This is a genomic window from Acutalibacter sp. JLR.KK004 (assembly GCF_036941085.1).
Lineage (GTDB): Bacteria > Bacillota > Clostridia > Oscillospirales > Acutalibacteraceae > Acutalibacter.
On sequence record NZ_JAYMNQ010000003.1, the window covers coordinates 385866 to 409605 of the forward strand.

General features: G+C 46.3%; 24 protein-coding genes and 1 pseudogene. 5 read left to right on the forward strand and 20 right to left on the reverse strand.

The features are described from left to right. The first annotated feature begins 188 nt into the window (after nt 1–188). On the forward strand, nt 189–890 hold the full coding sequence (locus VSQ30_RS19625; protein ID WP_334466794.1) for a phosphomethylpyrimidine synthase ThiC: 702 nt from the start codon (nt 189–191) through the stop codon (nt 888–890). A gap of 49 nt (nt 891–939) precedes the next feature. On the opposite strand, the gene VSQ30_RS19630 is transcribed toward VSQ30_RS19625, so the two are convergent. The 7 genes from VSQ30_RS19630 to VSQ30_RS19660 all read right to left on the reverse strand — a co-directional run bounded on the left by VSQ30_RS19630 (nt 940) and on the right by VSQ30_RS19660 (nt 6336). Further along, nucleotides 940–2448: a recombinase family protein gene (locus VSQ30_RS19630; RefSeq protein WP_101871224.1), complete on the reverse strand. Its 1509-nt coding sequence runs from the start codon at nt 2446–2448 to the stop codon at nt 940–942. 89 nt (nt 2449–2537) lie between these two features. Continuing rightward, nucleotides 2538–2714: a hypothetical protein gene (locus tag VSQ30_RS19635; protein WP_023348874.1), complete on the reverse strand. Its 177-nt coding sequence runs from the start codon at nt 2712–2714 to the stop codon at nt 2538–2540. 137 nt (nt 2715–2851) lie between these two features. Beyond that, nucleotides 2852–3055 carry a hypothetical protein gene (locus VSQ30_RS19640; protein WP_101871225.1) on the reverse strand — a complete coding sequence of 68 codons (204 nt, stop codon included), beginning with the start codon at nt 3053–3055 and terminating at the stop codon, nt 2852–2854. A 492-nt stretch (nt 3056–3547) separates the two neighbouring features. Beyond that, nucleotides 3548–3970 carry an RNA polymerase sigma factor gene (locus VSQ30_RS19645; RefSeq protein WP_101871226.1) on the reverse strand — a complete coding sequence of 141 codons (423 nt, stop codon included), beginning with the start codon at nt 3968–3970 and terminating at the stop codon, nt 3548–3550. Nucleotides 3971–4411: 441 nt separating this feature from the next. After that, on the reverse strand, nt 4412–5161 hold the full coding sequence (locus VSQ30_RS19650; RefSeq protein WP_101871227.1) for an ABC transporter permease: 750 nt from the start codon (nt 5159–5161) through the stop codon (nt 4412–4414). Between the two features lie 12 nt (nt 5162–5173). Then, complete coding sequence (locus tag VSQ30_RS19655) at nt 5174–5668, reverse strand: HAMP domain-containing protein (RefSeq protein ID WP_334466801.1); 495 nt, start codon at nt 5666–5668, stop codon at nt 5174–5176. Further along, nucleotides 5665–6336 (reverse strand): response regulator transcription factor, encoded by a 672-nt coding sequence (locus tag VSQ30_RS19660; protein WP_101871230.1) that lies wholly within the window; start codon nt 6334–6336, stop codon nt 5665–5667. Before VSQ30_RS19660 ends, VSQ30_RS19655 begins: the two co-directional genes overlap by 4 nt. A 321-nt stretch (nt 6337–6657) precedes the next feature. On the opposite strand from VSQ30_RS19660, the gene VSQ30_RS19665 reads away from it, so the two are divergent. Continuing rightward, nucleotides 6658–7023 (forward strand): helix-turn-helix domain-containing protein, encoded by a 366-nt coding sequence (locus VSQ30_RS19665; protein ID WP_202183457.1) that lies wholly within the window; start codon nt 6658–6660, stop codon nt 7021–7023. Between the two features lie 169 nt (nt 7024–7192). Here the strand turns inward: VSQ30_RS19665 and VSQ30_RS19670 are convergent, their stop codons facing one another. From VSQ30_RS19670 to VSQ30_RS19725, 12 genes and pseudogenes are all read right to left on the reverse strand, one after another. Then, nucleotides 7193–8542, reverse strand: a complete 1350-nt coding sequence (locus tag VSQ30_RS19670) for a relaxase/mobilization nuclease domain-containing protein (RefSeq protein WP_334467025.1) — start codon at nt 8540–8542, stop codon at nt 7193–7195. A 199-nt stretch (nt 8543–8741) separates the two neighbouring features. After that, nucleotides 8742–9512 carry a hypothetical protein gene (locus VSQ30_RS19675; protein ID WP_334466805.1) on the reverse strand — a complete coding sequence of 257 codons (771 nt, stop codon included), beginning with the start codon at nt 9510–9512 and terminating at the stop codon, nt 8742–8744. 290 nt (nt 9513–9802) lie between these two features. After that, nucleotides 9803–10972: pseudogene (locus VSQ30_RS19680) on the reverse strand (ABC transporter ATP-binding protein). Between the two features lie 12 nt (nt 10973–10984). Further along, entirely contained in the window at nt 10985–11407 is a 423-nt protein-coding gene (locus VSQ30_RS19685; RefSeq protein WP_334466807.1) for a hypothetical protein, read from the reverse strand. Nucleotides 11408–11421: 14 nt separating this feature from the next. Next, on the reverse strand, nt 11422–12294 hold the full coding sequence (locus VSQ30_RS19690; RefSeq protein WP_334466810.1) for a carbohydrate ABC transporter permease: 873 nt from the start codon (nt 12292–12294) through the stop codon (nt 11422–11424). Nucleotides 12295–12306: 12 nt separating this feature from the next. Further along, the gene (locus VSQ30_RS19695) at nt 12307–12975 is read right to left on the reverse strand and encodes a carbohydrate ABC transporter permease (protein ID WP_334466812.1); all 669 of its coding nucleotides are present in this window, start codon (nt 12973–12975) and stop codon (nt 12307–12309) included. Nucleotides 12976–13017: 42 nt separating this feature from the next. Then, nucleotides 13018–13164 carry a hypothetical protein gene (locus VSQ30_RS19700; protein WP_334466815.1) on the reverse strand — a complete coding sequence of 49 codons (147 nt, stop codon included), beginning with the start codon at nt 13162–13164 and terminating at the stop codon, nt 13018–13020. Further along, nucleotides 13145–14905 (reverse strand): ABC transporter ATP-binding protein, encoded by a 1761-nt coding sequence (locus tag VSQ30_RS19705; RefSeq protein WP_334466818.1) that lies wholly within the window; start codon nt 14903–14905, stop codon nt 13145–13147. The genes VSQ30_RS19700 and VSQ30_RS19705 overlap by 20 nt, the downstream gene beginning before the upstream one ends. Nucleotides 14906–15165: 260 nt before the next feature. Continuing rightward, nucleotides 15166–16233 (reverse strand): TIGR04066 family peptide maturation system protein, encoded by a 1068-nt coding sequence (locus VSQ30_RS19710; protein WP_334466821.1) that lies wholly within the window; start codon nt 16231–16233, stop codon nt 15166–15168. Between the two features lie 45 nt (nt 16234–16278). Further along, a complete protein-coding gene (locus VSQ30_RS19715; RefSeq protein WP_334466824.1) occupies nt 16279–17604 on the reverse strand; it encodes a radical SAM/SPASM domain-containing protein in 1326 nt (441 codons plus the stop codon). 824 nt (nt 17605–18428) lie between these two features. Then, nucleotides 18429–19937, reverse strand: coding sequence for an ABC transporter substrate-binding protein (locus VSQ30_RS19720; protein WP_334466827.1), 1509 nt, complete (start codon nt 19935–19937; stop codon nt 18429–18431). A 65-nt stretch (nt 19938–20002) separates the two neighbouring features. Then, the gene (locus tag VSQ30_RS19725) at nt 20003–20203 is read right to left on the reverse strand and encodes a hypothetical protein (RefSeq protein WP_334466829.1); all 201 of its coding nucleotides are present in this window, start codon (nt 20201–20203) and stop codon (nt 20003–20005) included. Between the two features lie 499 nt (nt 20204–20702). Here VSQ30_RS19725 and VSQ30_RS19730 point away from each other — a divergent pair, with 499 nt between their 5' ends. From VSQ30_RS19730 to VSQ30_RS19740, 3 genes are all read left to right on the forward strand, one after another. Further along, nucleotides 20703–21137 (forward strand): BlaI/MecI/CopY family transcriptional regulator, encoded by a 435-nt coding sequence (locus tag VSQ30_RS19730; RefSeq protein WP_334466832.1) that lies wholly within the window; start codon nt 20703–20705, stop codon nt 21135–21137. Continuing rightward, complete coding sequence (locus VSQ30_RS19735; RefSeq protein WP_334466835.1) at nt 21134–22108, forward strand: M56 family metallopeptidase; 975 nt, start codon at nt 21134–21136, stop codon at nt 22106–22108. The genes VSQ30_RS19730 and VSQ30_RS19735 overlap by 4 nt, the downstream gene beginning before the upstream one ends. Before the next feature lie 504 nt (nt 22109–22612). Then, the gene (locus tag VSQ30_RS19740; protein WP_334466838.1) at nt 22613–22972 is read left to right on the forward strand and encodes a hypothetical protein; all 360 of its coding nucleotides are present in this window, start codon (nt 22613–22615) and stop codon (nt 22970–22972) included. A 196-nt stretch (nt 22973–23168) separates the two neighbouring features. Here VSQ30_RS19740 and VSQ30_RS19745 read toward each other — a convergent pair whose 3' ends face one another. Then, nucleotides 23169–23555 carry an IS110 family transposase gene (locus VSQ30_RS19745; RefSeq protein WP_334466841.1) on the reverse strand — a complete coding sequence of 129 codons (387 nt, stop codon included), beginning with the start codon at nt 23553–23555 and terminating at the stop codon, nt 23169–23171. Nucleotides 23556–23740: the final 185 nt, after the last annotated feature.

Sequence of the window (23740 nt, forward strand, 5' to 3'; positions counted from 1 at the left end):
AGATAAGATTGTTCTATAATTTGTGATACAATAACTGAGTTCTTCGGCAGTAAGTGTAGATGGTACGGCTTTCGTTTTTCCTGATTCCCCAATAGGGAAAAGTCGGCTAAGACTTAAAAAGTAAACAGGAAGTTGGATATAACCTGCACCCCGTGCGCGGCTTTCAGCATTCCAAAATCTAAGCGTTGGTGCCTGTCCTGATTGCCTGCGGGCGATGCTCTCGATGGCATAATAATTTTGTTCATAAACACCATTATGGTCTTAGCTTTATTGACAATGGCGCTTGTTCAAAACTCCTTGGGCAATCTCAAAATGGATCCGCACTTATTAAAGTAGTGAGTAATACAGGGATTTCTTCTAGAAGACAACTTTCTGCGGAACTAAAAAAGTTAGAAAAATTGGTTTCTTTGCCGTATGCGCCTGATATGATTTTTGATCATACCTCTCGCGGAGTGGTTGGGGAACGCAGTTTAGATGAAAACTTGTATGCTCACATTGCTAAAGAATATGGATCTCGTGTTGTCATTGCAACTGCACCTATCATGGTTGCATTCCAAAAGGATAAAGGAATTGATATCAAAGAACTACTTGAGATTATAGAGCATATGGCAGTATGCGGGGTTCGATTTATGCTCTTTCATCCAACGACCAACCGTGAAATCTGGGCTATTGCCAGTCGTGATAGAATTAAACCATCAACATCGTGGACGGGCACACTACTTTATAATGATATGTTAATAAACAATCGAACGTCTAATATTGTGGCAGAATATTTTGATGATATTTTAAAAATTCTAAAAAAATATAATGTAACTTGCGATATAGGAACCACTTTCCGTCCTGCTCGAATAAAGGAAGCATCGGTGTACAAGGGGTACAAACAAGATTAAAAAGAAATGTTAGATTTGAAAGTAAGTAGAGTGGCAAAATCAAGAGTGTTCAGATTTTCCACTCTACTTGAACATGGTCGCTGGTTGCGCTGATTGAAATAATCAGGCCGTCAGCGGCTTTTCTCTTGTCCTCAAAGTCAATGCTGTCCCAGTGGTCAAGGAAATAGGAAAGCTCCTGTTCCTTCTGGGGTGACATTGTTTCAACGGACAATTCTGCAATCGCCTTTGAAATAGTCTGGCGGCGAGTGTCCAGTTCTTCAATTTTTTTGTTGGCATAGGCAAGCAGTGTCGCATTGGCTCCGGTCAGTGTATCAAGCAGTTTTTCAATTTCAGCCTCGACCTGTGCAAGCTCAATCTGATAGGCGGTCAGTTTCGGATTTGCTTTTTCCTCTTTGTCGTGCCGGACTTGAAAATTCTTAAATCTTGCCCGCATGGCATTGAAGATAAATTCTTCAAATTCAGTCTTTCGGATTTTCCCACATCCCGGACAGCCCTTATTTTCTGCCCGTTTTGTACAGCGGAAATATCCCGGACTGTTCGGAACATGGGTTGCTTTCAAGGCATATCCGCAACGCCCGCATTTGACTTTTCCAGCAAGCCATGTATTTTTCGGTTTGCGGCCTTGCTGAAAGGTCTTATTCATCATTAGCTTCTTCCGGCATTTCAGCCAAACATCAGACGGTATGAGTGCTTCATGCGGAGCAATCACAAGTATCTGGTCCTTCAGGCACCTGTCCTTATCCTCCTTTACATCACGGCCCTGATAGAGATAACAGCCGTTGGTTCCGGCAAAATCGGAAGCGTCATTGACAATCGCCGCACCCTGGCTTTTGAAAAACTCGTACAGTTCCAAGTCGGCCTGTGCGTAAACAGGGTTCCGTAAAAGCTGTGAAAGGAAACTCCGAACCATTGACTTTTCGTAAATCTTGATACCCTGTTCCTCAAAGTAGCGGGTAATGTCTCCGAAAGAGGTTTCCGGCTCGGCGTACATCTCAAACATCAGTCGTACATGGTCGGCGGCTACGGGGTCGGCAACCATCTTTTTTGTACGGATACCTTCAACCACTGTCGGCTCCAACTGATAACCGTATGGGGCTTGCCCGCTCATGTGAAAGCCTTTCAGGCACCGGGAATAGTAAGCGTCCGTCACGCGCTTCTGGATTGTCTCACGTTCAAGTTGTGCGAATACGATACATATATTCAGCATGGCCCGGCCCATCGGGGTCGAGGTATCGAATTTCTCGGTGGAGGAAACAAACTCCACATCGTACTCTTGAAACAGCTCCATCATGTTCGCAAAATCCAGAATGGAGCGGCTGATCCGGTCCAGCTTATAGACGATTACCCGCCGTACCCTGCCTTTTCGGATTTCTCCCAGCAGCTTTTGAAACTCCGGCCTGTCCGTGTTCTTCCCGGAATAGCCTTTATCCTTGAATACCTTACAGCTCCCGCCTTTCAGTTCGTACTTGCAAAAGTCGATCTGGCTTTCAATGCTGATACTGTCCTTGCGGTCTACTGACTGCCTTGCGTAAATACAATCTTCTCTGATAATGTCCATATTGGGCTCCTTTCCTTGTTGGAATGGAGCTACCAACCTTACAACTATATTATACCATTAGCAGCCCCGGACAACAATGTTGCGATTGATTAGCGAAACCTGTCCCCGTACTTGCTGAATATATCGTACAGGTTATTTTCGATTTCTCTTTTCCGCTTCTTTTTTTCCTCCGGGGAGAGTACCGGCGTCAGGTTTTCCAGCACAATGAGTTTGCCTTGAAAATAAACAGATTGCTTGTCGCTTTGGTATGTAACAGCTTGAACCATTGAAAACCTCCCTTTTCCAGTATAGGTTAATGCCGACCAGTCTCCCTCTTGTCCGAATGGGGAAACGTCAAAAAACGGCACCCCGGAAGGTGCCGCTCATTGAGCTTTCCCCAGCTTCGGGCCAACATGGCCCGAGGTCAATAGTCGCCGTGATAATATTTCTGCTTGGCCTCGTTGATGGTATGGAAGTCAAAGACTTCGTGAAGCTGCCGTACCACGCGGCAAATATCCTCATGGGAGAAGCCACAGTCCTGCATTGCCATAATCACATAACCACGGCAGGCGTCGTTGCTCCATGCGTCCGGTTCCAATCCCGGAATGGACGGATAAGTTTTCTTCATAAGGTTCTCCTGTTCATAAAAGTATGGGGCCCCGCCGGAAAGGTCGCTCTATCATCAGACAGAATAGCGGCGAGGCCCCACAGGTCAAAAGTGCTTTTCAGATAGACCGGACGGGCGGCTGGCGTTCCGCCCCATAGCATTTCAGCTCTCCCCATTCTGATGGCAAGGCGATCTCATTACCTGCGACGGCTCACGGTTCGCAACACCGCTGCACGCTCGGATTGTGACTAATCGCAAGTATCCGGGATTTTGTGTTTTATCCGGCAGACCTGCCAAGGCCCGCCTGCGGCATGGGCCTTATCGCTCCCTCTATCCTCTGACAATAGAGATCATGGCGGGCCTGTCGCTGGACACAAGCACCCTTCGTATCCGGGTATCTTTTTATTCAGTTTTCAAGCTACGTAAGGCTTGTCCGAACTTCGGGCCAATGTGGCCCGAGGCTTTGACTGCCTCTCATATACCATTTCATTTTTGGGTCTAAATCGGTACGCCTTACAGAACTTTTTTCAAAATTTTTTCCAGGCTCCGCAGACCGCGCTCAATGGCAACCCGCACGACTTTTTCATGGACGCCTTCTGCCCGGGCAATATCCTTTTTGGTCATGCCGAGAATGAAATGGGCGTAAATACGTTTCGCCTGTTTATCCGGCAGCCGGGAAATGGCGGTATGAAGTTCCTGCATAGTTACCTTACGCTCATACAGCTCATGCGGAGAAAGAGCGACGAAAAGGGCCTCATGCTCAATGCCGTCGTTCCGGTCAAGGGAGTAGTACGCCTTGTGCCGGTATGTACGCAGACGGTAAGCCGCCTCTTTGTGGTCGAACTCGGAAAACAGATCGGCCACTTCGTCAGTTACTTCAATAAAACAATCCTGTGTATAATGAGGGTAAATATCCCGCAGATTGATAACTTTCATAAATACCTCCGTTTCGGGTGTTCGGGTTGACGGGTAGCCGAAACGAAGGTGGTGGAGAACGACACCGGGGAATGACCTCGGGCCATGTTGGCCCGAAGTCATACGCAGGGAAACAAAAAGTACCCGGACGGCACATAGCCGTACAGGTACATGAAATCACATTATCTGTCAGGTCAAGACAAATTTCGCGTGCAGTGCCGCAACGTCCCTGTAAAGACACAGGGATTTTTTTGACAGGTCATATCCTGTCAAAAAATGTCGCTTAGAAATAGAAACCACGGCGGCACCTCCACACAGGCCGCCGTAGCTGGTTATGCCTTAGTCGTCATCTCCTTCCAAAGACAAAGAAACGGCGGCTTTTGAAAGCCGCCGCAATAGAGGGCATGGTGATTGCCTGCTGAACGACGGCTTTTTTTCTTTTGCCGTCGTCCGGCAGATTGCTTATTTTATATCTCGTTTTTTCATAATGATAATTCCAATACAAGTCAACAGCACTCCGTATATTACAAAAATAGCTGCGACAACAGAAAACCATTCAGCCACCGTCATTACTTGCACTCTTTGGAACATTGCTACCGGCCAATACATCGAAATCACATAACTGTTCCAAATTGCATCTTCAATACGATGAACAATGTAAAACCCAAAAATCAGTAAAAACATATTGACTACACTAGAAATTACGCTGCTCCTAAATAAAAAACAGGTAAACACCAGAAAGCTCGCATAAGAGGCATGGAGTATGATTTGGCTAAAGAAGAAAAATAACAACTGTAATGTATTTATTTGAAGTAAGCCATCAAGATTATGCCATAGTATTTGACTGATTATAGTTCCGCTTATGCCCGCAATTACGACATATAGAGTGGCAGCAAATGCACAGGTTGTCATTTTGGACAAATAGTATTGAGTTCTCGAAATTCCTTTTGAAATATAGTAATGAACAGCGCCACTCATAAAATCATCCGAAGCAAATACCACACAGAAAATCAAAACGGGAAGCCCTGTGCTGTAATTCTGGAAAAGGATACTATAATACTGAAATAGGGGCATTCCGTTAGCAACTGTTTCGGCTTTCATGCTCTCAAACACAGCATAAAACAGTACCGAGCAAATAGTTAAGCCGGCCCCCGCCCAAAATATTGTATTGTGAAATAATTTGTAAATCTGGGACCGCAGCAGATTAGTCATTTTTCTCACCTCCTATAATCGAATTAAAGTAATCCTCCAAACTAAGCCAAGAGGCGTTTTCATTTCATGCGATAAAGAATCCACTAATTCCTTTCGTTGTTCTAACAGTATCCTTTCATGTTGGACATCTTTTTTTAACTGTCTGTTGGCTTTATTTAATTCGTCCAAAGCATTTTGCAAGTTTGAGGCCAAAGTATTTAGGCTATTTGATAAACTGCCTAATTCATCATTAGACTGAATATCACACACCGTCATAAAGTCAAGATTTGCAAGTTTCTGTGCAATATCAGTAATGCTCCCCAGTGGAACCACAATAATGCGATGTAAGTAAATCTCTTGCAGCCATTCACCGCCAAGAAATAAAAGCAGCCAAATAAAAGGCAGCAGGAATTTATACTCTATCGGTGCTATGAGGAACATAATAGGATACAAAACTGTAATAACAAAGCGTATAGTTCTTGAGAAAGCAAAATATTTTTTCTCAACTGACTTAAATGAATTGCTCATGGTTTTACCTCAAACTTATAGCCAGAACGAATTAGTGTCACAATATGACGCCCTTCGGTTCCTAACTTTTGACGAAGCGTTTTGATGTGTGAATCGACAGTTCGTGTATTTCCTTCAAAGTCAAATCCCCAAATACGGTTTAACAACTGCTCACGCGAGAACACTTGATTTTTATTCTGCAAGAACAAATGCAACAGTTCGTATTCTTTATGAGTAAGCTCAACTTCATTACCAGACACAATGACTGTATGAGCTGATGGATATAGCAATATTTCTCCCGCAGATAAAATGTTCTGTGAATTAGCCGTAGTTGCATGACGCAACCACGCATTGACTTTGGCTAACAGTATTTTGGGACTAAAGGGCTTGGTAACATAATCATCTGCACCATATTCATAGCCTTTGAGTTTGTCATTTTCTTCGCCTTTGGCAGTAAGAAAAATAATGGGTACATCGCATATATTCCGCGCAAATTTACATACAGTAAATCCATCTAATCGTGGCATCATAATATCTAAAATGATGAGATCAACCGTATTGTTTTCCAAAATGGAAAGTGCCTCTACTCCATCATTAGCTAAAATGCAAGAGTGTCCGCCTTGTTGCATAAAATCGACAATAATGTTTTGCATATCTTTTTCATCTTCTGCTATTAAAAGTACAGCCATCTATTTAGCCTCCTTGTTTTGTCAACTACTAATTCTTGTTCGTTTTTGGGATTTTAACCATAGCGTTGTTATTTTTACGGTACCGAAAACACGACTTACAATATAATAATTTAGCTGTCGAACTGAAATGTTCTATATCTACTTACTCCTTTTTGGGCCATATAATCTGTCTTTGCACAGCACATATCCCTTCCATTATATTTCTATTGCTGAAAGAATACAAGTTCATATCGCTCTATAGATGAAATTAAATATTACTTCACATCAAATTTCATTACATTCTCATAACACAACCTGAAATGTACAATGATATAGGGTGATATGAAAATGAACCAAGATGAAAGAAGGTTTGACTTTCATGGGCTCGGTCTGGCACTGAAACAGGCCAGAGAGGAAAAGGGCTGGACGCAAGCCTATGTTGCGGAACTGGTTGGCAAAACTGACCGCACCATTATGAACATCGAGAACAAAGGCCAGCACCCCAGCTTCAACCTGTTTTTTAAGCTCGTCACGCTGTTCGATATATCCGTAGACCAGTTTTTCTATACGGAGGGCAACCGTGGCGGAGACAGTTGCCGGAAACACATTGATGTACTTTTAGACTCCATGAACGAAAAAGAGCTTGTTGTCATGGAGGCTACAGCCGAAGGGCTCAAGAAAGCCAGAGAAACGGAGGTTCAGGAGTAAGAGCCTCTGTTTTTTTGTGCTGTTTTCGGGGGTGTCGCTAAATGGCAAGCAATGCCTTTGTGGCCACAGACCACAAACGCCGCTTGTTGGGGCCCGCCCCAAACCCGGCAACTTCGGGCCATGTTGGCCCGAAGTGATCGCGTCGCTTTGCTCCTTATTTCTCATACCCTCAACGCTCCATTTCTTTCTTCTTTGCAGGCTCCGAGTAGCCCAGCAGGCAGTCAATGTTCGCCTTGATCGTCAAGACCTCCTGCATATCCCGGCGGGCTTTCTGGTATTCCCCATAGAGCCGCTTTTTCTTTGCGGCCAGCTTTCGCCCTTCCTCTTTCTGCGCCTCCATCTTCGGGAGCTTTGCCCCTCCAAGTAGACGCCGCATATCGGCCTGCGCCGCCCGGTAGAGTTCTATATCTGCCTCATGTTCCGCAAGGAATTTCCGACTGTACTTTGACGCTTTGTACTTATCAAAGACAGGACGGGTTTTCGCATACTGTACCGTGGCCGCCTTCAATTCCGCATTGGCTTTCAGCGCCGTTTCCGTCTGCTTGATCTGGCAGGAAAGGGCATGGAAACGGTCAGAGGCTTCTTCCGCTTTTTTCTCCAACTGGCTGTATTCTGTCAGGCCGTTGTCCTGCAAGTAGGCAAGGGCGGCGGCCATCTGTTTGAGATTGAACACCTTCGCCCACCGCTCATAGCCCGGGCCTTTTCCCTCGGCCAGCTTCGCCTGTATATCCACGGCGAGGCTGATTTTTCTTTCCGGCCCACGCCGCCCGGTTCCGCCCTCAATAGCGGCCATTATGTCCTTCAGGTCGTAGCCTTCCCCCAGCGTAGAAGCACGCAGCCGGGTAAAGCGGTCCTGCCCTCCGCCGGGCAGGCGAAAGCTAAGACCGCCGCCCCGGACTTTCTTTACTTCATACCCGGCCTGCTTCATCAGGTCGAGAAATTCTTCCAGACTGGAGGGACGCTTCGCAAGTGCACTGTCTATGGCAAGACAGAGCCGTTCTTGAAAGTTTAGAGGCCGCTTTCGCTCTTTCTGCCACTCCCCATAATGTTTGTATTTGCTCTTGCTCCGGGGCTTCGGGTTCTCCACAATGGAGAGGCTGTTTTCCAGACACAGCCTGTCAGAGAGCCGCCGGAGGGCGAAGCTGGAGCCCCAAAAGTTTCGGAACTTCCGGGAACAGTCAAGGGAAGTGGAATTGTAATAGATGTGACAGTGGATATGCTTCTTGTCCGTGTGGGTCGTCACAAGGAAGGCGTGGCGGCCCTTCGTCCAGCGCATAGCCAATTCATAGCCGATACGGTTTGCCTCTTTCGGTGTGATCTCGCCGGGATAGAAGGCCATGCGTATCTGGTAACAGAGTACGTCCGTTTCCTTTTTCTGCTCCCGTCCCGTTGCGGCCTTGTAGCTGGCTTTGGCAAGAAGAAATTCTTCCGCCACCGTGGCCGGGTCGCACTCATAGGCAGAGAGATATTTACCTTCGGTTTTCTCCGGGTTCTTCCCATAGTCCAGGCAGTCACGGATCCCCGTTTAAGAGCTTCTTCTCGTCCAGCTCCCTCATGCGCTTTGCCTGCGCCTGGGACGGGGAGGACTGCTGGCTGTCGATGGCAACGGCGATGGGTGACAGCTATTCATTCCAAAAATTCATAACAGACCGGGAGGTGTCCCGCCTGCGGCGGCAGGCTCCCCAGCACATGGAGGATACCATTGCCGCCAATCTGACTCATCCTCCTTTCTCCTCGGCAGTTCCAAAAAACTGTAGGATCTCCATGTATGCTGTTTGCGTGTCTTTTTGCCCCAAATCAACATCATAGTCGCTGAAATGTTTCAACTTTGCCAACTCTCCCGACACGTCCAACAGCAAAATTCCGGCTTCTGCCAGTGGCTTTACCCATGATGCAAAACCCTCGACCTCAACATGTAAAACCATATCCACCCAATCTGTTTCCGCCCGGTCTGTGAGCAGCGCTGCCTGATAGCTTTCCTTCTGGAGCAAGGCCAGAAGTTCTTTCATTTTTCCCACAGGGCCAGTGACCGCCACAACCGGCATGAGCAGTTTCTTTGGAATCTCTGCCATTTTCTGGCCTGCCCTTCGTGGAAGATCAGACAGAGGAACAGCCTCTGAGACTATTTTTTCCAAGGCATACGGAGTAGCCATACTATTAGTGCGGCACTCGAAGAAAGGATTTTCTTCGGCCATTTTGTCCAGCACGCAGGAAGAAAAATCGCCTACGACAATGTTGCACCCAATGGGCGAGTTTTCCTCCCGATAAAGCCCAGAAATGCCAGCCTCGTAGCGCACGCCGAGCACCCACGGGTATGCTGCCGGGAAAGCGATATGCCCTTTGTTGGCGCAGGCGGCAAAGATATGAGTACCCGCACCAGCGAGCTTTTTTGTCAATTCAGCTAGTTCTTCCGTTTCCAGCCAGTTTTCGCTACCGATACTCATACTGATATATGCAGGCCGTTTCCCCAGGCAGATTTCAAGTGCCATGCAAACCCCATCCAACGAAGGCCGTCCATCATCGCCGAGGCAGGAGTAGCCTGTGAGATGGATATGTTCCGGCAAAGCTTCGGCCAGGATGGAGGCGCAGATGGTGCCGTGTGAGTTGCTACTGCCTGTATCTGTTTGGGGGATGCACTTTCCGTCCTGTATCTGCATTACCCGAATGTTTCGTCCAGTTTTTTCATGTAGGCTTGTGGGGGAGATCCAGTTGTCGATCACTACAATGTCTATATCTATTGCCTCCTCTTCTCATAGAGCAGTGCTAAGAATTAAATTCTTCACAACTCCAAATTCCGTCCGTCCTCGCCAAACAAGTGGCACAATTCTGCTCTAAAGCCAATGGAGATTTGTTCCCCCACCCCAGGCGGCTAGAAGTGCCGGCCATCCTTATTCACAGTAGGCACAATGAGCACCGCCTCCTTCCCGTCCACCGAGCAGTGTACGTGCACCTCACTTCCCATCATTTCTGTGACCTCGACTTTGGCGGCCAGACCCTTCCCGTCCCCGGCGGGGTACAGGTAGTCGGGCCGCACTCCCGCTTTTATCTTCTGGGGCTGCACACTCCCTGCAGCCAGACGGTTCTGCTTCTCCAGAGGCAGCGCCATGGGTTGGCCCTCCACGGTGATGCTGTAACCGTCCTCGTCCTGCAGCAGCTCGCCTTCAAAGAAGTTCATCTGCGGCGTACCGATAAAGCCTGCCACAAATAAATTCGCCGGGTGGTCAAAGACTTCCTGGGGCGTGCCGATCTGCTGGATAAAGCCGTCCTTCATAATGACGATGCGGTCGCCCAGAGTCATAGCTTCCGTCTGGTCGTGGGTAACATAGATAAATGTGGTGTTTATCTTCTGTCGTAGCTTGATAATCTCCGTGCGCATATGGTTGCGCAGCTTGGCATCCAGGTTGGAGAGAGGTTCGTCCATCAGCAGCACCTTTGGCTCCCTCACAATGGCCCGACCGATAGCCACTCGCTGCTTCTGCCCGCCGGAAAGCTCCTTGGGCTTGCGGTCTAAGTATTCGGAAATATCCAAAATTTCTGCCACCTCTTTCACACGCCTGCGGATAGTGGCCTTATCCACCTTGCGCAGCTTCAGGGGGAAGCCGATATTCTCCCAGACTTTCATGTGTGGGTACAGGGCATAGCTTTGAAACACCATAGAGATGTCCCGGTCCTTGGGCTCCACATCGTTCATGAGTTTGCCGTCGATGTAGAGCTCCCCGGCGGTGATCTCCTCCAGCCCGGCCACCATGCGCAAAGTGGTGGTCTTGCCGCAGCCCGAGGGCCCCACCAGCACCACAAACTCCTTGTCGGCGATGTCCAGGTTGAATTCCTGCACCGCTACAACGCCCTCATCGGTGATCTGAAGGTTTGTCTCCTTCTCTGTCCCTTTGCGGGTATTGGCACTGTGCGGATAGATCTTCTTCAAATTTTTTAGCTGCAAACTTGCCATTTCTTTCCCCTCCTACGCGATTCGGACTTCCATGCCGTCCCAGAGGAAATCCGCAGTAGTGCCGCGCACAACGGGATTCTCGCCATTGATGGCTTCGTACATAAAGAAACCCCCGTCCGGCAGCTCCTGACAGGCGTAAATGGTCAACTGCTTTATCACATATCGCTTGCCCCAGGGGCCGTCCTGGCGCTCCACGGTGTTCATGATTTTTCCCTCTGGCCCGTCTATGAGGCATTCCGGGGGCAGCCGCCCCCCGGCGGATTTTACCAGCTTCACACGAGGCAGACTGTCCTGATAGGCGGTCAGGCTGTAGGCTGTGGCCCCCACTACTACCAGGAAATATACAGCCGCTATGCATAAATACACCATCCGGGAGGTTTTCACTTTTTGTTCCTTTTTCACGGGTTCCGCATGATGCTTGCCACTGTTCGCCACAAAAACCCCTCCTTTCACGACTTCACGCTGGACAGCGCGATGCCTTCCGTGAGATAATCCTGGCCTAAGAGGAACACCAGCAGCGCCGGTATCAGGTAGAACACCGACACCGCGAAGAACATGCCCGGGTCGCCCGTCACCACGTTGCCCAGGTACACGGACAGGGGATTATCGAAGGTGTTTTTAATAAAAACAACCGCTTGGTCCACGATGTTCCAGTTGTCCGCGAACAGCAGCACCACCAGCGCCGCCACCACCGATTTCAGGTTCGACCGCACGATGTACCAATAGGTGCGCCAGGGCCCCGCCCCGTCCAGGGCGGCGGCTTCCAGGCACTCTTTCGGAAAGTTTTTCAGCTGCTGCCGGATGAGGAACACCCCCAGCGGGTGGAACAGCGCCGGCAGGATGATGGCCAGGTACGACTCCCGGATGTTCAGCCACCCCGCCACGATGAAGTTTGGCACCAGCAATATCTGCGTGGGCATGAGCATGACGATGATGTACATGAAGAAGATAGCTTCTTTATATTTCCACTTGATGTTCTCGAAAGCGTAGGCCGCCAGCGGCGCGATGACGCACTGGCCGATGAGCACCGGCACCACCAGCAGCACCGAGTTCCAGAACATGCGCAGGTACCCCGGGCTCTGCAGGAGCAGCTGCTTGTACTGGTCTAAGGTGAACTCGCGGGGCAGCAGCCCAAAGCGCACGAAGTGGATGCCGTGGGAAGTAAAATCATCTGCATTTGTCGGCAAAATCTCGGCCGAATAGCGGCTGACGATCTCGCTGCCGCTCATGAAGGAATTGACAAAGATGAACACGATGGGGAACACGGCCACCGCCGCCGAGACCATGATGCAGATCATAGAGGGAATGTGTCGGGTTTTCATGTGAACACCCCCTTACTGGTAGGCGTCGGTGACGCGTTTTTGGGCGTAGAAGACGATGAGAAGCACGATGCCGATGACTAAGAACAAGATGTATGCCGCGCTGGAGAGCTTCTGCATGTTCAGCGACAGGAACTGGTTGTTCATGTAGTGCTGCAGCATATAGATGTTCGGGCTGGGGTACGCGCCGTAGAGCATGTAGACCTCTTTGAACACTTTGAATGAGTTGACAATGCTCATTAACAGCACGACGAAGGTAGTGGGGCTCAGGTAGATCCACGTCACGTTCGTAAACTGCTTCCACTTCCCCGCGCCCTCCAGGGCCATCTGTTCGTAGTAGGTTTTGGGTATCCAGTTGAGGCCCGACCAAAACAGCACGATATTATAGCTTACGTTCTTCCACAGGAACACGGCCACCAGCACACCCATGGCCCAGCCGTTTTGGGCTACCACCTCGTGCTCGAAGCCCATCTGCAAAAGTAGCTTCTGCACAAGGCCGTTGGCGTCAAAAAGCACCTTCCAGAAATACACGATGGCGCCCGAGGGCACTACTAGGGGCAAAAGCATCAGCATGGTGGCCGGGGCGCGGCCCCTTTTCATGCCCTGAAGGCACAGGGATAAAAACAGGGAAAGGGCCATGCCCAAAGGTACAGAGAGGGCGATGAAGATGGTGGTGTTCAGCACCGCCGATTGGAACAGGGAGTTCGTCAGGGTGTCGATAAAGTTCTACAAGCCTACGAATTTCTGGGCCCCCATGTTGTCTACCAGAGCGTAGTACAGGGAGAACAGGAAGGGGATGGCGTAGAACAGCAGCACCCCCAGCAGGCTGGGCAGCAGGAAGAACCAGTAGACACTACTTTTCTTTCTCATCAAGATTAGCCTCTCCTTCTGTTGCACGGACTTCCGTCAACACACCGTCATTTAACCGATACACCTTGCCCATCCCCTCCAAATTATTGTAATGATGGGTTATCATAATCACAGACTTTTCCCGCATCTGGTTCACGATGATGTCATGCAGATAGGCGTCCGATTCCACATCGAACCCAGAGGTAGCTTCATCTAAAATTACCACAGGTGCATCCTTCAGCAAGGCGCGGGCCACCGCCAGTTTTTGCTTCTCTCCGCCAGATAGCTTTGCTCCGTTACGCCCAATTTGGGTCTTTTCCCCGTCGGGCATACGGGTTATGTAGCTTGCCACGCCACTATCTTTTAAGGCAGCACGCAACTGTTCCGGTGTTGCCTTCCCGGTCAAATCTGCATTCTCAAGGATGTCACCCAAAAACAGATAAGGTTCCTGGCTGACCACGGAAAACAGGCTACGGTAACTCTCCAAAGACAGGGAATTCACATCTATCCCGTCCGCCAGCACTTGTCCTGCGTCAGGCAGGTAAAAGCGCAGAAGTATGTTAAGGATGGTTGATTTTCCGCTGCCGTTCTGGCCGATAATGGCGATTTTTTCACCCGGATCCACCGTAAAATTTATCCCTTGCAGGATAGGTCGGTTCTCCTCATAACAGAACGCCACATCCCGAAACTCCAATTTTGGCGGCTTGTTTTCAATATGTTTTCTATCGGAATCCAGCTCTGTCTCCATATCCAAAAACTGAAACAGCCTGCGGGCCGAGGGCGCGATGCGCGCAAAGTACATTTTCAGGTTGATGAGCGCAGACACGGGCCCGGTCACATAGACAGAATAACTAGAAAATGCAAACACTGCACCGATGGTCAAACTGCCTGTGCAGATGAGCCAGCCGCCCAACAAATATAGCACAATGGTCACTGACCACTCCAGCAGCACTTCCCAGAAAGTATTCCACCCATCAATCATTGTGCCTTTTTTCTCTAACTTCAGCAGTTCCCATTGTTTTTCCGAGAAAATTTTCTCCCTAGATTGGAACAAGTTCCAAAGTTTGATTTCATCCACACCATTAAGGTTATCCCCGAACCAGCGGGAGAAATCCCTACTGGAATCTAACAATTCGTCCATCGCATCTTCCCGGCGCTTTGACATACCCTTCACCAGAAAAAACTTCACAGGTACCATGGCTAGCACTACCAGGGCCAGCTTCCAACTGATGACGAAAAGGCCCACTAAACCGCTGATGATCCAGAAAATATAGCTTGCACTCATAGCTATATAACGGTCGGTAATGGAGGAGACCTGAGATACGTCCATCTGTAGGAAACTCAAAATTTCTGTGTTATTTTTATCCTCGAAATATGTTTTTTTTAGGTGCAGGAGCTTCTCAAAAATCTGGTGGAAAACAGCATAGTAGGACTTATTATGTACGTCTACGAAAATACGAGTCTGCCAGAGATCAATAGTTTGGTTCACCACTATAAGTACTATCAGCACAAAGACAGAACGCACAATTACAATCATATTTTGCTGGAGCATACCGTCATCAGTGATGGCTTGGATGACTAGCGGCTGGAAGAAACCTATAACGACAGAAACCAGCATTGTTAAACCAACCAGTACGAATTCTTTTTTAAAAGGCTTGAGATATGATAAAACACGTTTAAATGTATGTCTGTTTTTTTTATTTCCAACAAGCATTCTTGATACAGATCCAGCATCGCAAATTGTCTTATTTTTCATTGCTCTCATTGCAGTGCGACTTCCCATTCATGAAAATGAAATCAACAATTGAATTCACAGAAATTACCTTAATCGTGTCAAACATTTTTTCTATCGAAATGCCATATTCCTGTTCACACATCAAAATGGCATATGCTACTTGAACAGGTTCAAAATCATTGGTTCTAGAACACAAACTCGTTTCAAAAGATGTAACTGCTTTTGAATTGTTTTTACAAAGCCAGTCACATACATCTCTTTGTATTGAGGCCTTGGATAGCATGTTTTCCTCACTCCAATTCTGCAAGAATTTTTCGAAACATCATTTCGTCGTTTCCGACAAGTTCTGTTGACAAAACATTAAATTTATTCTTTTCAATTTTAGAAAAGATTTTTTTCATAAAGGCATCACGTGGGATCCTAGAGAAAATGTTTCTTTCTGATTCGGTAGAGAAATCATAATCCATATTGCAAATATTGTATACAGTCGGAAGAAACCCATATTTGTATCTACAGGTTTTCATGATTTCTTCAAAAAAATTGTTGGAATATGGATAAGAATATAAGCTTATCACAGAAGCATCAACTTCCAGTGCAGAAAAAACGATCAATGGAATTTCTTCCCAAAATTCAAACAGTCTGGGATTGCATTCCATTATACCTCCTGGAACGCCGATAATAATCAGATCCGGGTTTTCCTTTAGAGCTGTATCATATACATGATGGTTAAACGCAAGAATCCTTTGTTTGATGCCTAAATTACTCGATATAGCACATTTAGGAAAAGAATTTATCCCTGCAAGTGGGGAGAGAGCATTGCTGCCAAAGCACAGCACTTTGTATCCTTCAGTTTTGAAATAACTGTTTAATTTCATCTGGATGCTAAACTTATCACAGTTAAATCCAATTCCAGCCACTGCAACTACCGGGACAGGAATACGATAAAGGTGCTCGTCTAATTTATCCTCATCTCCAAATTGTTCTGGCTGCGAGTCAATGATTGCATCAGTTTCCTGGAGCTCATATTTTTCACCTAAATATTCAAGAAGTTCCGAAGTAAACAATATACTTTTCTTCTTCTCCCGCGCAAGCTCTGTCACATTTAAATAAACAATCGGGTCAATTACATGTTCAGAGTAACTCAAGAGAATGCTATCAGAGTCAGCCAATGCTGCAGGCAGATCATTTGTAATCATGATTCCTGTAGGTACGCCGAAATCCACTTCCGATAAATCCGAGCCTTCCTTTATCAAGCCGGGAGGTGAAATAAAATGGATACTTTTATACTTCTGCAAAAAGTCGCTGTGTCGAACAAGTGCAGCTATATCTTTCGTTACAGGGAAAACCGCTAGTTTCATAATACATGACCACACCTTTCTAAATGGCTCTGCGGTATACTATTTCTATTTTTCCGCTCTTTCCAAATCACATCCAAAATACCGTAGAAAAGCTATTTCCTTTAAAAATTGTTCCGTATTCGCCCGAACGGCAGCGCACATACTAAGTTTTTTATCCCTTGATACCTTGTTATGTTCCATACTGGATGCAACACACTGATTGCAAAATGTAAAACACCAGCACTTGCTGCATTCATCCGCTGTTAGGCGTGCAATATTGAGCATATCCACAATTTTGTCGTAATCAAAACCGTTCATTATCGATCCAATCCTAGTTTCTTCACATTCCGACACCTTTTCACAAGGATAAAAGTTTCCACTAACATCAACAAAAACCTTTTTGTATCCAGGTATGCAAGGCCCGCCCGGATGCCCAACTTCCCTTTTATGTCGATAGAGATATAGATGGTTGTATTTTTGCCGAAGCGACAAATTATACGAATGATAGAGTTTTGACACTTGATCTTTCCTAATCTTTTTTAACATCCATAAAAGCACTTTGGTGATTTCTTCATTTTGTATTTCTAACAATCTATCTGAATATTTTACAACCACTTTTGAGTCATCAGGACGAACCAAAGACAATTTAGACGATAATTCCGATATAATAGTGTCCGCATCAAAATACTCTTTTACACAGGAGTAATCTTCCTCTGGAGCGAGAACAGTGTTCGTCTGTATCTTAGCGTAAAACTCGGGATATCTTTCCTTAATCTGCATCAAATTTTTCATGATGAGATCAAAGGAGCCTCTCCCATTTTCGAAATGTCGATTTATGTCATGAATTTCTTTGGGCCCATCAAAGCTGACCATGACACTTACATCATTGTTTACAAGAAAATCAACAACTTCTCCTGTTAATAGAGTTGCATTCGTGGTTGTTATATAACTAACACTTTTGCCCCAATATGCACTTTTTATATAAGCAACACATTCCTTAATCAAAGCCATTTCTAAAAGCGGTTCACCGCCATAAAACCCAATAACAACATCTCTCGAATCTTGAGTATGGGAAAAGAAAAAATCGATAGCCCTTTGAGCTATATCTAGGGTCATCCTCTTAATAGAATGAACACGATTATAGTATTTTCCTGAGTATGCGCAATAATCACAACGTAAATTGCAGTTCTGTGTTACTTGGAGAACAAGTGTGGATAATGAGGTTTTCAAAAGTTCTTCAACCTTTTGTGTTGCAGGATGTTCAATATACCTAACTAACGCAAGGGAATCCGTTGCCTCATTTGGTTCCTTGCCTTTGGCAACACTCAAAGTACCCTCACCCGCATCGTAGCAGAAATCACCTATGGGAAGGGAAATATACTTTTTTAACATAATTACGACTACCTTTTCATTAGAATTTCAGTTATAGTGGATTGAATAGAGTTACAATTACATTTTCAAATCCATTACATTTTCAAATCCACAAAGGGCTGTACAGTTTTTTATAATTAGAAACACAAAATGAGGGAGAACCATATAAGCAAGATCCTCCCCATTCTGCAGTAAACAAATAAAATTTAAGCAGTTTATGCACGAAATCAAAACTTGTTACTCATTATCATGAATAACTTCCCCTATGAACATGAGTACATCGTCAAGAAATTCCTAATTAAGGATCTGCGCAAATATTTCTGCTTATTGCCTTGCAAGCGTTTCTTGTAAGGCACTCTGCTGATAACGAACACTAGTGGTACCACTGACAGTCGTTGCAACGCTATTTGTGGGGCAGTAACAAATACACCCACCGCAGTTATAATAGCATTCACACGCTACAATGCGGAGGTCAAAGTATGTTTTGACCTTTGCTTTCCCGATTGCCTTGTTAAGCTTTTTCATACATCATCCTCCCTTCTGTTCTTTAATACAAGTAAAATTGGTTAACATTATTATTCAAGTTACCGTTCTTACTTTTTGAACATAGCCATATGAATCTCTCAGTTTACGTTATCTGACCCCGCAAAATATGAGAACGTGCTTTTGTCATTTCCCCTAAAGATATTTAATACAGCAGAGAAATTGACCAGAGAAATTGACCAATGATCCATACAACGGTTGTTCAGTTGTTCATTACTATCCTATTTTCACTGCAGATAGAGTAAGGTCTTGTTACACGTTTTACTCTGCAGTAAGCACGTCATATCCAAATAGTTGGCGTTTTATCTCTCTCCAAAATAGAGTCCTGCTTTCTCCTGCATCAATTTTGCGCAATTCTCAGGAGAAAGGGAATCCGTTCTGTAAAAATCCAATAAAATCGGGTCAACTATAGTTGACAGCCCAAAGTAATATCCCTTAGTAGCGTTTGCAGAAGAGACAAACTCAGAAAAGTTATCCCAAAAAGGCTGTACCAATGGAGAGTCGGATGTGTTGGGGGCAAAGCTTGTTGTCCCGCCACTCTGTTTTTCTTCCCTTGCCGCACAAATCTGTGCATACAAATCGCCGTAAGCGCGCATGTTTTCTTTTGCGACAGGCAACACACCGCGCGCAATGTCCACGCTGCCATCCGGTCGATATTGATTCCAGTAGGCGGCCTTTTCTACTGGTGCGATGCAGAATTTCAGGAATTCCCAAGCCAATTCTGGATCTTTACAGCTGGTGGGAACAGAGAGGGCAGGCGATGGGTAAAAGGCAACTGTGCCTTGTCGGGATGTCAGCAAAAGTGGTCCGACACAGCCCTCAGGAGGATAAGCCAGTGTTGTCAAATCTTCCAACCCAATGCTTGTCTTAAAAAAGAGGGAGGTATTACTTGATTCATTGGATTCCGCAAACTCATTCACAAATTTTGAGCCGCTTAAAGTTACTACACTGCCATCCATTTCTTGGCTAGAGAGAATTCCTTTTGTGGCGTTTAGATAATCAATAAATTCCGGGGAGTCAAAACGAACAGTGCTCTCCTGCATGTTAATAAAATCCGGAATTTCAACCTGATAAAAAAGCGAATACCCGCTATTAAGACCCATATATTCTAAGGTATAGTCTTCCGCTACCAGCCCCTCCTCCTCTGCCTGTCGGGAAATGGACAGAATATCTGTATAGTCAAGTGAATCCCAAGGTTCCAGCTTTATTCCCAAGCCGTCTAAAATGTGCTGGTTCAAAAAGACTACATCGCAGGAAAAGCCAATGGGCAGAGTGAACAGTTTCCCGTCATACTCTAAAGCCTCAAATAGATTTCGATAGTAGTCATCCAAAACAAAATTCTCATCCTGCTCCATCCATTGGTATAGGTCATAGAGCAGGTTTGCGGATGCGCAATCACGAGGTGTGAGGTTCCCTAGCGTGCCCATTATATCCGGAGCCTCACCGCTCATAAGCTCCACGGCAATCTGCTGCATGAAATTCTCATACGCGCCCGGCGTTTCAAGCTCGCTGACCGGGATGCCCGCTTCTATCTTTATTTGAACTTTCGGGTGCAGTTTCATGAATTCTTGTGCGATGGCTGGCAAGCCCACATTTCTGTCTCCTGTGTAGGTATCTATAAGGGTAAGTTCTCCCTTCAAATCGTCCTCCTCAAGGCTGCTTAATTCTTCTATTTGGCTGGACAGACCTGCACTGCTTGAATCTTTTGTCAGTTCATCATATATTTTGTCTTGCTCGGATTGACATCCCAATAAAATATTTGCCAGTAGCAAGGCTAACAGCAAAATGGACATGAGAGGTTTGACACGCATCGTAATGCCTCCTTATGGGTATGAATACTCTTTTTTGTCAATTAAAACTCTTATTTGCCAAAATTTTAGGACTCACAGTCACTTTTGTCAATGGATTTTGCTTTGGCTGTATCCATCCAGATCAACAGGTTTTCAAACATGCCGCTTTCCACGCATTCATAATAGGGCAAATAGTTCAAATCCACCAAGTCCGCCGGGGCTTCGCCGCCCATCAATTCCACAATGGTCTGCTGGGCGTAAACAGTGCGGTCTGTGCCCGCTCCCACCAGGTTTGCCTCTACGTTGGGGTATTTCTTGTTGAAATGCTTAATCCATCTCTCCCAATAAAAACTATCCGGGGGCTTTCAGGGTCAAGGTGCCACTGATATCAGCACTGTCGTCCTCCGGCGCGGCCTGGGAAGAGGCTTCCGCCTCGCTCTCTGGCGCGACGCTGCTTTTTGTTAGTTCGTCAAAAATCTTGTCCTGCTCTGATTTCAGCCCACAGGCTGACTATAGACAACATAAATACTAGAGGGTCCAAGGCTAAAGCGATTTCTCCTTTATGCACATCATCAAATTGACCTCCATGTGGAAACTGCTTTGAAGATTCTGTTGATGGTGATTATATCAAAATTTTCCTTAGTTGTCAATATAAGGTAAAAAAAGTATTCTATTTTATGATTTCCAAATTTCAAAAGACTATTGCAAAAAAACCTTCTTGACAAGTCACTCGCCGTCTGATAATATTTTTCTAGACGCTATTTTGGCAGTTAAGGAGGTGAAATTATGCCAAAACGTCCAAGTTCATCGGTCACTGTTTCTGAGCTTGCTCTTTTGCAGATTCTTTGGAATTCCCCCAGGCCCCTTAACAAGCAGGAGATTCTGGAGAAAGCCAATGAGGATGTGGAGAACCCTTTATTCGCTAAGGCTTCTTTCCACATCCTCATTAACGAACTGATTGCAAAAGAGTATCTTGTCCCTGTGGATAACCTGGGCATGGGTCGGAAAAACGCACGGCGGTATGCGCCCACCGTTTCCCGCAATGAATTTTTGGCCCTACAGGTTCATACCACGCAGGATTATCAGGCTACAGACATCCCGGAAATTCTTGCCGCTCTGATGGAGCTCTCCCCTGACGCTGGCACGGAACCCGTGCTGGCTGGGATCGAGAAACTCATAAAAAAGAAGCGGGAAGAAAACAAAGGGAGCGATGAAGAGTGACCTTTTCGATTTACTCTTTCTCGATGGCTGTGCTGTGGAGCAGCATATTTATCTCACTGTTGTGTTTTTGCCGCAGGACCCGGAGCCTGGTCGTGTGCTTTGGCGTTTGGCCGCTGGTTTGTCTGATTGTCTGCGCCCTTCTCCGTTGCTTCATCCCGCTTGAAATGCTGTCATTTACCCGTGTTGTAACGGGGATTGACCTGATTAACACGGTGGATTATTTCTTAACCTCTCCAGTGGATGGGCTTACCGTTATGCCCATCCAGATTCTGGGTATACTGTGGGGTCTTGGCACCCTATTCTTTCTTGTCCGTTTTCTTAGGACATATGGAAGATTCAGGCGGCTTTTGTCATCCTTTGTCCCGGTCGAGGAAGAGGACGAACCTTTTGCAGAAGCGCAGGAAGCTGCATCACGGTTGCATATACCAAAGTTCACCATCTATGTGACCAATGTTGTACAATCACCCGCCGTAACAGGTTTTTTCCATCCCATTGTACTGTTCCCTGCTTATCCTTATTCCAGCGAAGATTTTAGCAACGCACTGGAGCATGAATTTACTCATTGGAAGAACCATGACATTTGGGTAAAGTTTTTGGTGGAACTGCTGCGGGATGCTTTTTGGTGGAACCCGCTTGTCTATCTGCTCAAGCATGACTTGAACCAAACGCTGGAACTGAAATGCGATTTAACTATAGCCAGCAAGAGGGAATTGGAAGATCGAGTCAGTTATTTGCGGACAATGGAAAAGACCATCTGTTTTGCTGACAAAAAAGATGCACTTGACTTTTCCATGTTTGCTGTGGCGGAGCTGGCTCATAACAAAGAGAAAAACCTGCTGCAGCGTGCGGATGCCATACTGAACTATGAACATAAGCCCAAACGGGTCACCTTGGCTATGGCTGTTACCAGTATCATCATGGCGGCGCTTATGGCTTTTTTCTTATTCTTTTGTGGTTCAGCCGTGCTATGAGCCACCTCGGGAAGAAATTGAAGAACCAGTGGGGGATGGACACTATACTGGGCTTTCTAAAGATAATTGCTATCTTGTTGACAATGAAGATGGCACTTATTCTGTGATACATGGCGGGGATATTGTGGCCTCAATTTCAAAAGAGTCTGCCCATTTTTTAATAGATTCTGGATATAAACAGATAACAGAATAACTCGTTGGAGGGAATAATATTATGGGTTTTATGCCACTTGCTGATGTGATTGAAGTTAGAACGCGGGTTTATAACGGCAAAATGCAGTACCGCCGCTGGAACGTGACAAGACACCGTTGGGAAGACCCTTACTGGATCGATATGAACTGACAAATGCAAAATAAGTCGAAAGAACGGCGCAGGAATAAAGGCTTCCTGCGCCGTCCTTCTTGAATACAATATAATTCTATCTCCTGTGCATCCGCCGGTTTAGCCCGTATCAATGTCCAAGCTCACGCTGTCTCCTTTGCCCTTCTATCTGAGGTGTTTTTATGAAATTTACTTTGTCCGCTTCACAACGCAGAATCCTTCAAAACTATTGGCAGACAGGCCGCCCCTTCAGCTTGGATACTGTCCTCAGCGACCATCTTTTTTCCTTCCGCTTTACAGCCCGGTATTCATTATGGCGGATGAAACGGAAGAACCAGATTATTCAACCAACTCAAGGATCTGGCTGGTATATTGCCACCACGGATTCATCTCGGGAGTGGGATCAGCTTCATTGGGCCAAAAAGGTAAGCCCGTTCACCTGTGGCTCGCATTACCTAAATCGGTTTGAAAGGGCTGAACAAAGAAAAATCATACAGAAAATTATTTTGAATTCCGAGGATAAAAACCTAAATATTAAATGATAGCTATAACTCTGCTTATAGCTACAAATGGATCTTTCCAACTCATTGAATCATCGGACACTTCCTGGTTGTCCCCCACCACATAGAAGCACCCCTCCGGCACCACTATTCTGGTTTTTTCACTCCTTCCCGCCTCGGAATTATATGCAAAGAAGAAGCACCCGGTTTTCACCGAGTGCTTTTCTAATTGCCTCATTCAGTGGGCAACATCATGGCCAACACGAACGCCGTACCTACAAAGTAGATTGTGGCGGGGTTCGTATGACTCTGGTATGGAATCCATTTTATCCGTCTTCCCCTTGCGGAATTCTGACTGGGCATACTTTTTCATGATGTACGGATTCACAACGCTCACAAACAGGCCAGCCTCCTTGGACCGGGAAACCAGCGGCAGGTGATACGCCCCTGTTGCTTCCATCACGATCCGCACTTCCCCCTCCAGAGACTGGATGAGGGACACCAGCCGGTCTAATTCCGGCATGGTATGTACTACCTCATATGGCGCGACCAGCATCTCTCCATACGGTTTCAAAATGCACACCATGCTTTTTCCCTTGGATACATCAATACCTACGCTTGTCATCTGCGGATTCCTCCATATGGTTTTTTGTAATTGGAATCCCATCTGCGCTTATTGCGATTCTGTTTGGCTCGTTACGCGGATGCCTTTCCCTGGGTCCAACCTGCTTAACCGAATGTTTACAATAAGGGATGGCGGACTGTTTTTGTTTCGGAGGCTGCGCTCCAGTAAAGCCCCTCGTCCCGCCA